The sequence below is a fragment of the Variovorax sp. KBW07 genome (assembly GCF_003852515.1).
Lineage (GTDB): Bacteria > Pseudomonadota > Gammaproteobacteria > Burkholderiales > Burkholderiaceae_C > Variovorax.
In genome coordinates, this window is record NZ_QAJK01000107.1 from 29,734 (window position 1) to 43,073 (window position 13,340).

The window sequence follows — 13,340 nt, forward strand, 5'->3', positions numbered from 1 at the left end:
CACGCGCCCCGAATGAACCCGTATCCGAACCCGAACCCGCACCCGCTCCAAACGGCAGCACGAAACCAAGAGACACCTCGCATCTGGCAGGCGACAAGAATCCTTGGCTAAATGCAGGGTTTCGCAAGAACCACCAAGGAACCCTGCATGTCTTCTGAAGCACAGAAAAAAGTAGCCATCGTCACCGCTGGTGGCAGCGGCATGGGCGCCGCTGCTGCCCGCAAGCTCGCCGACGATGGCTTTCGCGTTGCCATTCTTTCTTCGTCCGGCAAAGGCGAAGCACTCGCCGCCGAACTCGGTGGCATTGGCGTCACCGGGTCCAACCAGTCGAACGACGACATCAAGCGCCTGGTCGACAAGGTCACCGACACATGGGGCCGCGTCGACGTGCTGGTCAACAGCGCCGGCCACGGTCCGCGCGCGCCGATTCTCGACATCACCGACGAAGACTGGCACCGCGGCATGGACGTCTACCTGCTCAGCGCGGTGCGCCCCGCGCGCCTCGTAGCACCGCTCATGGTCAGGCAGGGCGGTGGCAGCATCATCAACATTTCCACCTTCGCGGCCTTCGAACCCGACCCCGTGTTTCCGACCTCCGGCGTGTTCCGCGCCGGCCTCGCGGCCTTCACGAAGTTGTTTGCCGACATGTACGCCGCCGACAACGTGCGCATGAACAACGTGCTGCCCGGCTTCATCGACAGCCTGCCCGAGAAGGCCGAGTTCCGCTCGCGCATTCCGATGGGCCGCTACGGGAAGATGAGCGAGATCGCCGCTGTCATCGGCTTCCTGGCGTCCGAGGGCGGGGGCTACATCACCGGGCAGAACCTGCGCGTGGACGGCGGGATCACGCGGTCGGTCTGACGCCTCGGATGTTGCACGGCAGCAACTGTTTGAAACGCGTCGAGCTCTCTTGGTCCGCGGTGTGAAACATATTTACACTTTTGTTTACGTTGAATTACTATATGTAGCAACCTGAACACGATCGCCATCGCGTTTCATTTGTTCAGCCACGGTGTTCCCAGGGTGAACGAATGAGACAAAGAATGACGAGAAAGTGGGCGCCATGTGGCGTGGCTGCCGTGCTGGCGATGGCGGGCTTTGCCGCTGGCGCGCAGGGCGAGCATTTCGACATCGCGCGCTTCCAGGTCGAAGGCGACACGCTGCTCGGCAGCGCTGAAGTCGACCGGCTGGTGGCACCCATGGCGGGGCCCGGCAGGGCCTACAGCGACATCCAGCGCGCCATCGACGCCCTGCAGCAGGCCTACACCCGCGCCGGCTACACGACCGTCCGGGTCTCGGTGCCCGAACAGGAACTGACCGGCGGCACGGTGAAGCTGCGCGTCACGGCGAGCGTCATTTCGTCGGTCACGGTCAGCGGCAACACGCACTTCGACTCGGACAACATCCGCGCCAGCCTCGTGCGCCTGCAGACGGGCCGCGTGCCCGACCTGCGCGCCATCTCGGAGTCGGTGCAACTGGCCAACGACAGCCCGGCCAAGCAGATCGGCGTGACGCTCGGCGAAGGCGCCAGTCCCGGCACCATCGACGCAAAGGTGGCGGTGGTTGACCACGATCCGCTGCGCCTCATCACCACGCTCGACAACACCGGCACCGCGGCCAGCGGCCGCTGGCGCACCGGCGTCGCGCTGCAGCACGCCAACCTGTTCAACCGCGACCACGTGGGCACGCTGGCGTACACGACCTCGCCCGACAGCCCCTCGGGCATGCGGCTGCGCCTGTATTCGCTGGGCTACCGCATTCCGCTCTACGGCTTTGGCGACAGCCTGGACTTCATCTACGGCAAGTCGAGCGTCAACTCGCCGGCCAGCTCGCCCACGCTCGGTGGCGTGCTGGGCTTCACCGGCAAGGGCGACGTGTACGGGCTGCGCTGGAACCACTTTCTCGGCCGCAGCGGCGAAAGCAGCGCCAAGCTCGTGGTCGGCCTGGACCGCCGCCGCATCGATTCGCGCTGCGACATCGGTGGCGAGCAGGTGAGCATCGCGCCGCCGACGCCGCCCATTGCCGCGTGCGTGCCCTACGTCACCATGCCGCTGAGCCTGAGCTTCATCGGCCAGCGCGACAGCGTCGACGAAGTGCTGGCCTACAGCGCGGGCCTGTCGCGCAACCTGCCCAGCGGCACGCGCTACACCAACCTCGACGGCCGCACCGACCGCTACTCCTACCTGGTGCCCGGCAACCGCCGCACGCGGGACGACTTCGTCGTGCTGCGCGGCAGCGCTTCGTACGCGAAGAACCTGTCCGGCGGGGCCAGCGCGTCCAGCGGATGGCAGGTGCGGCTGGCGGGCAGCGCGCAATACACCAACACGCCGCTGGTGGCGAGCGAGCAGTTCGGCCTGACGGGCCAGACATTGGTGCGCGGCTTCCTGGAGCGCGCCGTCGTGGCCGACAGCGGCGTGGTGGTCAACGCCGAACTCTATTCACCCGAGCTGAGCGCCCTGGCCGGCGTGCCCGGCCAGTTGCGTGCGCTGGCCTTCTTCGACGCGGGGCAGGGCAGCAACAGCCGCACGGCCGGCACCACGCTGCCGCGCCGGGTCCATGTGTCGAGCATGGGCGTGGGCGCGCGCTACGGCTGGGGCCGCGACTTCAGCCTGCGGCTGGACATTGCCCGCGTCAACGACGCAGGCCCCTCGCTGACCGAGAAGCGCGGCGACTGGCGCGCCCACCTGAGCGCGATGCTGGCGTTCTGAACCCCACACAAGGCAAACACACCATGCGCCCGAACTTCAGACGCCGACTCCTGTCGCTGGCCGCCGCGCTGTGCGCCGCGGCAGCCACCCCGCTCCCGCTGTGGGCCCAGCCGCTGCCCGGCGCACTGCCCACGGGCTGGAGCGTCACGTCCGGCAACGTGTCGTTCATGCAGAACGGCAACACGCTGAACATCCTGCAGGGCACGCCGCAGGCACTGGTCAATTTCGCGACCTTCAATGTCGGCGCGAATGCGCTGGTCGACATTCGCCAGCCGGGCAGCAGCTCGGCGCTGCTGGCGCGCACCGTCGGCGGCGACCCGTCGCTGATCTACGGCCAGATCAAGGCCAACGGCGCGCTCTGGCTCATCAATCCGGCCGGCATCATGGTCGGGCCCGGCGCGCGCATCGACGTCGGCAGCTTCATCGCGAGCACGCTCAACGTCAGCGACAGCGACTTCCTCGCGGGCCGGCTCACGTTCCGGGGCGGGGCCACCGCGGGCGAGGTGCGCAATGCCGGCACCGTCAATGCCGCGAGCGGCGGCAGCATCTACCTGGTCGGCGCCAACGTGGTCAACAGCGGCACGCTCAATGCGCCCCATGGCGAAGTGCTGCTGGCCGCGGGGCAGACCGTGCAACTGGTCGATACCGGCACGCCGGGCGTCTCCGTGGCCATCACCGGCACGGCGGGCGAAGCCAAGAACCTCGGGCGCATCGCGGCCGAAGCCGGACGCATCGGCCTGGCGGCGGGCCTGGTGACCAACAGCGGCAGCATCAACGCCGACAGCGTGGTGCGCGAGGGCGGCCGCGTGTTCCTGCGCGCCTCGGGCGACCTGAAGACCACGGCCGCGTCGGACATCAGCGCCAACGGCACCACCGGCGGCAACGTCATGCTGTATGCCGACGGCGCGGCAGCAATCGACGGCCGCGTGTCGGCCACCGGCAGCGCGGGGCGCGGCGGCTATGTTGACACCTCGGGACAGCGGTCGCTCGACGTGGTCAACGTGCCCGTGGTGGGCCGCGGCGGCGAGTGGCACATCGACCCTTTGAACATCGAGATCGTGGCCGGCGGCGGCAGTGGCGGCACCACCGGCACCAACGCCATCACCTCGAACGAAACCGGCGCGCACATCGGCGCGGACATCATCACGGCGCAGCTCGATGCGGGCACCGACGTGAGCATCACCACGGGCAGCCCGACGATGGGCCTCGGCGACATCACGGTTTCGTCGGCCATCGCCAAGACCGGTGCCGCCGATTCCACGCTGACGCTGAACGCCAGCAACAACATCGTGATTGACGCGGCGATCACCAGCAAGAACGGCAAGCTCGGGCTCAATCTCAACAGCAACTACCAGAACGACACGCCGGGCGCCGGCCATGCGGCACAGCTCAACGCCGACATGAACCTGAACGGCGGCGTGCTGACGGTGTCCGAAGGCGGTGCGACCGGCAACGGCACGCTCATCATCGGGAACGGCACCACCACGCTGGCCGCGCCCACTTCGGCCATCGTCGCGGGCACCGTCAACGTGGGCGCCGGCGCCACTCTGCGCGTGCAGCGCGAAGGCTCGCCGGTCCTGGGCGTGCTCAACAACGCCGGCACCGTGAGCATCGACAGCCCCGGCACGGTGCTGCTCGGCCTGGGCGGCTCCCACAGCGGCGTGTTCGACGTGAGCGCGCCTTCCACGCTGTCGATGTCGGGCGGACAGACCTTCAATGCCGGCTCGGGCTTCACCGGCACGGGCACGGTCGCCTGGTCCGACGCGGTGACGCTGGGCACCAACCTGAGCTTCAGCCCGGGCGGCAACAGCCTGGTGCTGCACGACATGAGCCTCAACACCGGCGGCAACACGCTGCTGACGCAAGGTGCGGGCGTGGTGGTCGACGGCACGGTCACCCTGCGCGAAGCCGGCATGTGGAAGAACAGCGGAGCGGTCGAGGTCAGGGGCGCCAACGGCGCCATCGTGGCGCAGGACGAGCGCGTGAAGTTCGAGAACGACGGCACCGTCACCACCACCGGCACGCGCGCCAACGTGTTCACGGGCACGGGCGGCGTCATGGCCACCTTCATCAATAACGGCACGCTGGTCAAGGCCACCGCCAGCGACCAGCAGTTCACGGGCATCCAGAACGGCGCGACCGGCACCATCCGTGCCGACGCCGGGCAACTGACCCTGTCGAGTTCCACGCTCGGCGGCAGCATGCAGGTGGCGAGCGGCGCGCGCCTGACGCTCGACAACGTGAGCCTCGATGGCAGCGCCGACTTTTCCGGTGCCGGTGCCATGACCTGGCAGAACTACATCTCGCTGCTCGGCGCGGTGGACGTCAAGGCCGCGGCCCCGGCGCTGTCGATGGGCGCATCGACCGTGATCCAGGCGCAGGGCCAGGGCGGTGCGCTCACCACGCGCAACGTGGTGAACATGGCCGGCGCCGAAGTGGCGCTGGCGGGCACGACGACGTGGAACAACCTCGGCACGCTCAACCTGGGCGACGGCGCCGTGTTCACGCCCGGCAACGGCCAACTGGCAAATGGCGGCGCGGTGGTGAAGACCGGCGCGGGCCTGGTCGCGGTTCCGCTTCGCAACCTAGCAGGCGGCACGGTGCGCATCGAAGGCGGCACGCTCGACGCGCGCATGGGCGCCGACAATCCCAACAACGGCGCCATCGTGCTGCAGGCCGGCACCACGCTGGGCAGCGGCGGCACTCACCTGTACAACAACGGCAGCATCGCGGGCAGCGGCACCATCGCGCTGGGCGGCGACGCCACGCTGTTCAACAACGGCACCGTGTCGCCCGGCACGGCCAGCGCCGTGGGCACGCTCGCCGTGCGGGGCAACTACACGCAGGGCAGCAGCGGCGTGCTGAACATCCGGCTTGGCAACGACGGCTTCGACCTGCTCGATGTGGACGGATCGGTCAACCTCGGCGGTACGCTGAACCTCGGCGCGCTCGGCGGCTTCGTGCCCGCCAACGGCGCGACGGCCGACTTCGTGGTGGCGCGCGGCGCGTACAACAGCGGCGCCTTCGCCCAGGTCAACGCGCCGCCCGTGGCATCGGGCAGCAGCACTGCCACGCTCTTCGTCAGCTATCCGTCGGGCAGCGCGACCGTGGCGCGCGCCCTGGCCGTCACCGCGCCGTCGCTGGCGGCGTGCACCGCGAATGCCGCGTTGCCGGGCTGCTCGGCCGTGCTGCCGACACTGGCTGCCTGCGCCGCCAACGCCGCGCTGCCGGGTTGCACCGCCGTGCTGCCGAGCGCGGCCATGTGCGCGGTGAGCCCGTCGCTGGCGGGTTGTTCCGCCGTGGCATCGACGCCCGCGGTGGCGCCTCCACCGTCTGCCGACATCTGCACGATCGCGCCCAACTCGCCACTCTGCCAGGTCCTGTCGCCGCCGACGGCGTCGTCACCGGTCGCGCCTGTGCAGCAGGCGGCCAATGAAGTCGCCAGCACCGTCGTGACCATGCTGCTGCCCATGAACGGCGCTGTGTTCATCACGGATCCGAAGTCGAAGGACAAGCCCGACGACAAGGACAAGGCCGATACCAAACAGGTAACGGCGAGTGAGCTCAAGTCCAGCGCGCCCCCGAAGAAGATGTACTGCAATTGAGGCCGGCCCACACCATGAAACCGTTCCAATCCATCGCCGGCCTGCTGGCCCTTGCCGCATCGCTCGCATGGGCGACAGCCGCCCACGCGCAAGCCGTCGGCACGGTGACCAACCTGTCGGGCGTGCTGGTCGTTCGCAGCGCCGAAGGCACCACCCGGCTCTTGGCCGTGGACTCGCAGATACGCCGGGGCGACACGCTCATGACCGAGAGCTACGCCTACGCCCAGTTGAAGTTCAACGACGGCGCCGAGCTGATCCTGCAGCCGCAGTCGATGCTGGTGGTGACGCGCTACGACTACGACGCCGGCAAGCCGCAGCAGGACAGCATCGAGCTGGGGCTTGCACAGGGCGGCTTTCGCAGCACCGCCGGGGCCGTGGGCCAGCGCAGCAAGGACGCCACCGTCATCAACACGCCAATGGGCGCACTGAAGGGCAACGCCAGCATGGTCGTGTCCCTTCAGCAGCCCTGAGCCGCCACCTTCGCGAGACACCGATGAAAAAACTCTTCTTCGCCTTGCTTGCCACCGTGGTCGCGATGGCAGCCGCGCCCGCTTTTGCACAGAACAACGTGCCGCCGGTGCCCGGCGCCGCACGGGCGCCCGGCCTTTACGTACAGGTGCTCGATGGGCTGATCCACGTCACCAACCCGGCCGGCACGAGCAATTTCAGCGCGGGGCAGTTCGGCTACGCGCCCTCGTTCAAACAACCGCCTGTGATCTTGCCGGCGAACCCGGGCATCCAGTTCACGCCGCCGCCCATGTTCAATTCGAGCACGTCCCTCGGGGTGAACGGCAGCGGTGCACCCAGGTCGAATACCGTCGACTGCGAAGTGCGCTAGCCAAGGTCTCGGGCTAGACTTTCCATCCAGGTCCACCGGATGTCCGAGGGGCCGGAAAGGCTCCCGTGAAAATCCCCGCACAGGCGCTGGAGAATTCGCGCCGCACCCTTCAGTCGTACGAAGCTTCGGCCCGCGCGTACAACGCCATCGTGGCCGAGCACCCGCTGCAGCCCGAGATCGCGGACGCGATGCGGCGGATGATGCAGTTCGTGCCCCCCGGCGGCACCGTGCTCGAGATCGGCTCCGGTCCGGGGCGAGATGCCGACTTCGTCGAGTCCCTGGGCGGGACCGTCAGGCGCACCGATGCGGTACAGGCCTTTCTCGATCTGCAGGCGGAGCGCGGCAAGAAGGGCGAGCTGCTCGATGTCGTCACCGATGCGCTGGGTGGCCCTTACGACGCCGTCCTCGCGATGTGCGTCCTGATCCATGTCGAGCGCACGCAGGTCGGCCCGGTCCTGCGCAAGGTCTTCGATGCGCTCGCGCCCGGCGGCGCCTTCCTGGTGTCCATGCGTGTCGGCGAAGGCGAGACGAACGGCGAATGCCACACCGTGCTCTGGGCGAAAGAACGGTTCGCCGAGGCGCTTGCGGCGGCCGGCCTGCGCACGCACTGGGAGATGGAGCGCATCGGCCGCAACGAGGAGGCGTGGGTTTATTTCCTGGCGCTTCGTCCGCAATGAGCGGCGATCGCAGGCCCGGCTGCACGACCCGCTAAACGCCCAGGTAGCGCGTCCACAGCGAGCGGTCGGCGTCGAGTGCCGCCGAGTCGCCCTGCCACACCACGCGACCGCGTTCGAGGATCACGTGGCGGTTGGCCAGCGGCAGCAGGCGCTGCACGTACTTGTCGACCACCAGGATCGCTTCGCCTTCGGCCTTGAGCGTGGCGATGCAATGCCAGATCTCTTCGCGGATCACCGGGGCCAGGCCTTCGGTGGCTTCGTCGAGTATCAGCAGGCGCGGATGCGTCGAGAGCGCGCGCGCAATCGCCAGCATCTGCTGCTCGCCGCCCGAGAGCTGGTTGCCCGCGTTGGCCTTGCGCTCCGCGAGGCGCGGGAACAAACCGTAGAGCGCATCGACCGTCCAGCGCGGCGCGCTGCCGGGGCGCGGCCGTGCGAAGGCGCGCAGGTGCTCGTCGACGCTGAGGTTCGGAAACACGTGCCGGCCCTCGGGCACGATGGCCACGCCGCGCCGCGCAATGGCGTCGGGCCGCATCGACTTGTTCGGGCCGCCGATGGCCGCGCCGTCGAAATTCACCTGGCCGCGCATGGGCGCCAGCGTGCCGGTCAGCACCTTGAGCAGCGTGCTCTTGCCCATGCCGTTGCGGCCCAGCAGTGCGAGCACTTCGCCAGGGCGGATGTCGATGTCGATGCCGAACAGCACCTGGCTCGCGCCGTAGCCGGCTTCGATCGCCTTCGCTTCGAGCAATGTGGTCGTTGTCATGAGTGGCCTTCCGCTTCGGTGCCCAGGTAGACGGCCTGCACATCGGGGTGGCCCCGCACTTCGTCGGCCGTGCCGCTCATCAGCACCTTGCCCTGCACCAGCACCGTGAGCCGGTTGGCCAGGCGGAACACTGCGTCCATGTCGTGCTCGATCAAAAGAATGGCCATCGACGCGCGCAGCGATTCGATCAGCTCGACCATGCGCGCGGATTCGTCGGGGCCCATGCCGGCCATCGGCTCGTCGAGCAGCAGCAGCTTGGGTTCGGCCGCCAGCGCCAGCGCCACGTCGAGCGCGCGCTGCGCACCGTGCGGCAAGGTGCCCGCGATGCGATGGCGCTCGCTGCCCAGGCCCACGCGGTCGGCCAGCGCCACCGCACGGTCGACCAGGTCGCGTTCGGTGGCGCGCGGTGCCATGAAGCGCAGGCTGCTGCCCGCATGGGCCTGCGCCGCGAGCATGAGGTTGTCGTGCACGGTTTCCTTGGCGAAGACGCGCGTGACCTGGAAGCAGCGCGACATGCCGGCGGCCACGCGCTGGTGGTCCTTGAGCTTGGTGATGTCGATCTCGTCGAGCAGGATGCGGCCGGCATCGGCCTTCAGCAGCCCGGTGATCAGGTTCACCAGCGTGGTCTTGCCCGCGCCGTTCGGCCCGATCAGCGCATGCACTTCACCGCGCTCCACCGTCAGGTTCACATGGTCGGTCGCCAGCAATCCGCCGAAGCGCTTGACCAATCCTTCGATTCTGAAAAGGCTCATGGTGTTGTCTCGCTCCCTCGCCCCTCCGGGGAGAGGGTTGGGGTGAGGGGCAAGCGGCGCTTGTACAGTGCGGCCAACCCTTTGGGCGCCCACAACGCAACGGCAATCAACAGTAATCCGAGCGGCATGTGCCAGTGCTCCGTGTGCTGCTTCAACACTTCTTCAAGCACCAGCCAGACGACCGCGCCCACGGGCCCGCCCCAGCTGCGGCCCAGCCCGCCGATGACCACCATCACCAGCAGCGTGGCCGATTGCGTCCAGTGCATCGTCGCGGGGCTCACGAAGCCGTTGCCGCCCGCCAGCAGGGCGCCGGCCAATCCGGCAATGGCGCCCGCGATGGCGAAGGCCACCAGCTGCAGGCGGAACACCGGATAGCCCAGCGCGCGCATGCGCGTCTCGTTGTCGCGAATGCCCATCAGCGCATGGCCGAAGCGCGATTGCGTTGCGCGGTGCAGCCACCACAGGGCCAGCGCCACGATGGCCAGCACCACCCAGTAGAAGTTCGATTCGTTGCCCAGGTCGAGGCCGGGCAGCAGCGTGGGCCGGCTCATGAGCGTGTAGCCGTCGTCGCCGCCATAGCGGCGCAGCGACACCACCACGAAGTACAGCATCTGCGCGAAGGCCAGCGTGGTCATGATGAAGTACACGCCGCGCGTGCGCAACGCCACGGTGCCGATCAGCGCGGCAACGACGCCGGCGACGACCGCGGCCAGCGGCCACATGATCCATGCCGACATCACGCCAGCGTCGCTGAGCGCCACCACCGTGTACGCGCCCATGCCGATGAAGCCCGCATGCCCCAGCGCCACCATGCCGCCGAAGCCGAGGATGAAGTTGAGGCTTGCCGCGGCCAGCGCCACGATGAGCACGCGTCGCACGAAGCCGATGTAGAACTCGAGCCCGAACAGCGGCGCGACCAGCGGAAACGCCGCGAGCAGCAGGAAGACCAGCCCGAGGCCGATGTAGCGTGAGGGGTGCTTCATGCGCGCGCCGAGAAAAGGCCCGAGGGCCGGAAGATCAGGACAATCACCATCAGCGCGTACATCGCGACTTCGGCAAAGAGCGGCCCCAGGTCAGCCGCAGTGGCGGGCGGCAGCGTGGCGCGCAACAGCATCGGCACGAAGGCGCGCCCGACCGTGTCGACCACGCCCACCAGCAGTGCGGCCACGAAGGCGCCGCGCACCGAACCGATGCCGCCGATCACCAGCACCACCAGCGCGGGAATCAGGATGGCTTCGCCCATGCCGACCTGCACCGCGACGATGGGCCCCATCAGCGCACCGGCCAGCGCGGCCAGCGCCGCGCCGAGCAGGAACACGCCGTTGAAGATGCGGCCCACGCGCACGCCCATCAGCTCGGCCATCGGTCGGTCCGAAGCGCCCGCGCGCACCCGCATGCCGATGCGCGTGTGGTTGACCAGCAGGTACAGCGCCAGCGCCACCAGCAGCCCGCCCACCAGGATCACGAGGCGGTAGGCCGGGTAGGGCAGGCCGTCCATCAGGTTGACCGGGCCCGACAGCGCGGCCGGCGTCGGCGCCATCACCGGCGACGGGCCCCAGGCCATCGTCACGATGTCGTCGGCCACCAGGATCACGCCGAACGTGGCCAGCACCTGCGCCAGGTGGTCGCGTGTGTACAGGCGGCGCATCAGCAGCACTTCGAGCAGCAGCGCCACCACCACGGTGACCGCCACCGCGATGACGATGGCGGCGGTGAACGAGCCGGTGCGCGTGTGCGCCTCGGCCGCCACGTAAGCGCCCGACATGAACAGCGAGCCGTGCGCAAGGTTGAGCACGTCCATGATGCCGAACACCAGCGTGAGCCCGGCCGCCAGCAGGAACAGCATCAGCCCATAGCCGAGGCCGTTGAGCAGCTGCTCGAGAACAAGAATTCCACTCATACGATCAAGAGGTAGCCCGCGTTGGATTCAAGAAACACCGCGGAACCGGCTTTGCCGGGCCGCTGGTGTTGCCCCCGGTAGGGGGTTGGAGAAGCGACACGAAGTGCGCGAAGCCTGGGGGTGAGCTTTATCCCGCCTGGGGGCGAGCTTTACTTCAGCGGGCACTTGTCGGCGTACGAGTCGCCGTAATTGGTCAGCACCGTGTTGATCAGCTTGTTCGTGACCTTGCCCTGTGCGTCCTTGCCGATCACGCGCAGGTAGAAGTTCTCGATGGGGTAGTGGTTGTTGGCGTACTTGAAGTTGCCGCGCGTCGATGCGTAGTTGGCTTTCTTCAGTGCGGCGACCACGGCTTCGCGGTTCTGCGCATTGCCGCCGGCCTGCTTCACGGCCGCGTCCATGGCCAGGATGGCGTCGTAGGCCTGCGCGGCATACACCGACGGGTAGCGGCCGTTGTATTCCTTGCGGAACGCGGCCACGAAAGACTTGTTGGCCGCGTTGTCGAGGTCGTGCGCCCAGTGCGAGGTGTTGAACAGGCCGAGCATCGGCTCGCCCACCGCACCGATCACGTCCTCGTCGGCGGAGAAGCCGCTGGTGACCAGCGTGATGTCTTTCGACAGGCCCGCGCCCACGAACTGCTTGATGAAGTTGATGCCCATCGCGCCGGGCAGGAAGAAGTAGATGGAGTCGGGCTTGGCCGCGCGCAGCTGCGCAAGTTCGGCGGCGTAGTCGATCTGGCCGAGCTTGGTGTACAGCTCGTCGGCCACCTGGCCCTTGAACTGGCGCTTGAAGCCGCCCAGCGCATCCTTGCCGGCCGGGTAGTTGGGGGCGATGAGCACGATCTTCTTGAACGCGCGGTCTTGCGCGAACTTGCCGGCGGCTTCATGGAACTGGTCGTTCTGGTAGGCGGTGCCGAAGAAGAAGGCATTGCACTGCGCGCCCGCGAACTGGCTGGGACCGGCATTGGCCGAGAGGTACGGCACCTTGGCGTTGAACAGCGTGGGGCCGACGGCCAGCGCCACGTTGGAGCCGATGGGGCCGCTGAAAATATCGATCTTGTCGCGCTGGATCATGCGGTCGACCAGCTGCTTGGCCTGGTCGGGGCTGCCGGCCATGTCGGCCTGCACGAATTCGACGTCCTGTCCGCCGAGCTTGCCGTTGAGCTGTTTGATGCCCAGCGCAAAACCGTCGCGCGCCTCGGCGCCCAGCGCCGCGAAAGGCCCCGAGATGTCGAGGGCCAAACCGACCTTGACGGGAGCGGCCATGGCCGACATCGCAGTACCAAGGGCTGCGCCGCAGAGCAACAGCGAGAGCAGGGTGCGCGGCAGCGCGGGCGACTTCGGGGACAGGTGGCTCATGGGTTCTCCGACTGGGAAGGATGAAACAACGACGCACCGGCGCTGCGCCATGCAGCACCGGCGACATCGAACCGTTGATAGCTAAATACTTTAACCATAAACAATTCGGTGTCAACGGTGCTAGCACGAATGGTGCCAGTAATCGGTGTCACTTCCTGGTGCGGAGGCCCCCCGTTTCCGGGGGGGCGCTTGCCCGGTTTCTTCAGCCGAAGGGATTGGCGGTGGCGAACCAGAGGCCGATGCCGGTGGCGATGATGAACGCGCCGTCGGTGACGCCGGCGATGAGGAAGAACTTGGTCTGGAGCACGTCGACCATTTCGGGTTGGCGCGCGGTGCTTTCCAGGAACTTCTGGCCGACCAGCCCGATGCCGAGGCAGGAGCCGAGTGCGGCAATGCCGATCAGCAGGGCGACTGCGAGGGGAAGGATGTTGAAGCCGGTCATGGTGTTTTCTCCTGGTTGGTTGACTGATTGATTGATCGATGGACGTACTGTCCCGCAACGAGTGCGCGGGGTCCATGACGTGAGAGGTCATGTCCTGTATGCAAGGCTGTCGGTAAGAACTGTCGGGCGTTCGTGAGAGGCCGGCTGTTCGGTTCATTCAGGGCACTGTTCAGGGCGACGCTCACGCCGACGGTGTGCTCTGCTCCGCGAATGTCCCCCGCTTCGCTCCTCCTTTATTTCGCTGCGCAGAGCACACCATCCGCGTGAGCGTCATCAGAGTGGTCGTTGATCAGCGGTACACCA

Annotated in this window: 12 protein-coding genes; 6 read left to right on the forward strand and 6 right to left on the reverse strand. The window is 67.7% G+C overall.

Features of this window, described 5'->3' with window-relative positions; genetic code table 11:
• Nucleotides 1-147 precede the first annotated feature (147 nt).
• The 6 genes from DBV14_RS21225 (at nucleotide 148) to DBV14_RS21250 (ending at nucleotide 7,828) form a co-directional block, all read left to right on the forward strand.
• Nucleotides 148-861, forward strand: a complete 714-nt coding sequence (locus DBV14_RS21225; RefSeq protein WP_124461778.1) for an SDR family oxidoreductase — start codon at nucleotides 148-150, stop codon at nucleotides 859-861.
• A gap of 182 nt (nucleotides 862-1,043) precedes the next feature.
• Entirely contained in the window at nucleotides 1,044-2,708 is a 1,665-nt protein-coding gene (locus DBV14_RS21230) for a ShlB/FhaC/HecB family hemolysin secretion/activation protein (RefSeq protein WP_124461780.1), read from the forward strand.
• Nucleotides 2,709-2,731: 23 nt separating this feature from the next.
• Complete coding sequence (locus DBV14_RS21235) at nucleotides 2,732-6,313, forward strand: filamentous hemagglutinin N-terminal domain-containing protein (protein ID WP_124461781.1); 3,582 nt, start codon at nucleotides 2,732-2,734, stop codon at nucleotides 6,311-6,313.
• A gap of 14 nt (nucleotides 6,314-6,327) precedes the next feature.
• A complete protein-coding gene (locus DBV14_RS21240) occupies nucleotides 6,328-6,783 on the forward strand; it encodes a hypothetical protein (RefSeq protein WP_124461783.1) in 456 nt (151 codons plus the stop codon).
• Nucleotides 6,784-6,806: 23 nt separating this feature from the next.
• Nucleotides 6,807-7,151 carry a hypothetical protein gene (locus tag DBV14_RS21245; RefSeq protein ID WP_185546082.1) on the forward strand — a complete coding sequence of 115 codons (345 nt, stop codon included), beginning with the start codon at nucleotides 6,807-6,809 and terminating at the stop codon, nucleotides 7,149-7,151.
• Between the two features lie 65 nt (nucleotides 7,152-7,216).
• Nucleotides 7,217-7,828 carry a class I SAM-dependent methyltransferase gene (locus tag DBV14_RS21250; protein ID WP_124461785.1) on the forward strand — a complete coding sequence of 204 codons (612 nt, stop codon included), beginning with the start codon at nucleotides 7,217-7,219 and terminating at the stop codon, nucleotides 7,826-7,828.
• Between the two features lie 31 nt (nucleotides 7,829-7,859).
• On the opposite strand, the gene DBV14_RS21255 is transcribed toward DBV14_RS21250, so the two are convergent.
• The 6 genes from DBV14_RS21255 to atpE form a co-directional block, all read right to left on the reverse strand.
• The gene (locus tag DBV14_RS21255) at nucleotides 7,860-8,588 is read right to left on the reverse strand and encodes an ABC transporter ATP-binding protein (RefSeq protein ID WP_124461787.1); all 729 of its coding nucleotides are present in this window, start codon (nucleotides 8,586-8,588) and stop codon (nucleotides 7,860-7,862) included.
• Nucleotides 8,585-9,340 (reverse strand): ABC transporter ATP-binding protein, encoded by a 756-nt coding sequence (locus DBV14_RS21260; protein WP_124461789.1) that lies wholly within the window; start codon nucleotides 9,338-9,340, stop codon nucleotides 8,585-8,587. The genes DBV14_RS21255 and DBV14_RS21260 overlap by 4 nt, the downstream gene beginning before the upstream one ends.
• Nucleotides 9,337-10,323 carry a branched-chain amino acid ABC transporter permease gene (locus tag DBV14_RS21265; protein ID WP_124461791.1) on the reverse strand — a complete coding sequence of 329 codons (987 nt, stop codon included), beginning with the start codon at nucleotides 10,321-10,323 and terminating at the stop codon, nucleotides 9,337-9,339. The genes DBV14_RS21260 and DBV14_RS21265 overlap by 4 nt, the downstream gene beginning before the upstream one ends.
• Nucleotides 10,320-11,240: a branched-chain amino acid ABC transporter permease gene (locus DBV14_RS21270; protein WP_124461793.1), complete on the reverse strand. Its 921-nt coding sequence runs from the start codon at nucleotides 11,238-11,240 to the stop codon at nucleotides 10,320-10,322. The genes DBV14_RS21265 and DBV14_RS21270 overlap by 4 nt, the downstream gene beginning before the upstream one ends.
• Before the next feature lie 149 nt (nucleotides 11,241-11,389).
• Nucleotides 11,390-12,595: an ABC transporter substrate-binding protein gene (locus DBV14_RS21275; RefSeq protein WP_124461794.1), complete on the reverse strand. Its 1,206-nt coding sequence runs from the start codon at nucleotides 12,593-12,595 to the stop codon at nucleotides 11,390-11,392.
• 202 nt (nucleotides 12,596-12,797) lie between these two features.
• Nucleotides 12,798-13,037: a F0F1 ATP synthase subunit C gene (atpE, locus tag DBV14_RS21280; RefSeq protein WP_013538854.1), complete on the reverse strand. Its 240-nt coding sequence runs from the start codon at nucleotides 13,035-13,037 to the stop codon at nucleotides 12,798-12,800.
• Between the last annotated feature and the right edge of the window lie 303 nt (nucleotides 13,038-13,340).

What these genes read in the sequence shown, in the direction of transcription:
- DBV14_RS21255 (WP_124461787.1), bottom strand. Translation starts at nt 8,588, where the DNA reads ATGACAACGACCACATTGCTCGAAGCGAAGGCGATCGAAGCCGGCTAC.
- atpE (WP_013538854.1), bottom strand. Translation starts at nt 13,037, where the DNA reads ATGACCGGCTTCAACATCCTTCCCCTCGCAGTCGCCCTGCTGATCGGC.
- DBV14_RS21225 (WP_124461778.1), top strand. Translation starts at nt 148, where the DNA reads ATGTCTTCTGAAGCACAGAAAAAAGTAGCCATCGTCACCGCTGGTGGC.
- DBV14_RS21260 (WP_124461789.1), bottom strand. Translation starts at nt 9,340, where the DNA reads ATGAGCCTTTTCAGAATCGAAGGATTGGTCAAGCGCTTCGGCGGATTG.
- DBV14_RS21230 (WP_124461780.1), top strand. Translation starts at nt 1,044, where the DNA reads ATGACGAGAAAGTGGGCGCCATGTGGCGTGGCTGCCGTGCTGGCGATG.
- DBV14_RS21240 (WP_124461783.1), top strand. Translation starts at nt 6,328, where the DNA reads ATGAAACCGTTCCAATCCATCGCCGGCCTGCTGGCCCTTGCCGCATCG.
- DBV14_RS21270 (WP_124461793.1), bottom strand. Translation starts at nt 11,240, where the DNA reads ATGAGTGGAATTCTTGTTCTCGAGCAGCTGCTCAACGGCCTCGGCTAT.
- DBV14_RS21275 (WP_124461794.1), bottom strand. Translation starts at nt 12,595, where the DNA reads ATGAGCCACCTGTCCCCGAAGTCGCCCGCGCTGCCGCGCACCCTGCTC.
- DBV14_RS21235 (WP_124461781.1), top strand. Translation starts at nt 2,732, where the DNA reads ATGCGCCCGAACTTCAGACGCCGACTCCTGTCGCTGGCCGCCGCGCTG.
- DBV14_RS21265 (WP_124461791.1), bottom strand. Translation starts at nt 10,323, where the DNA reads ATGAAGCACCCCTCACGCTACATCGGCCTCGGGCTGGTCTTCCTGCTG.
- DBV14_RS21245 (WP_185546082.1), top strand. Translation starts at nt 6,807, where the DNA reads ATGAAAAAACTCTTCTTCGCCTTGCTTGCCACCGTGGTCGCGATGGCA.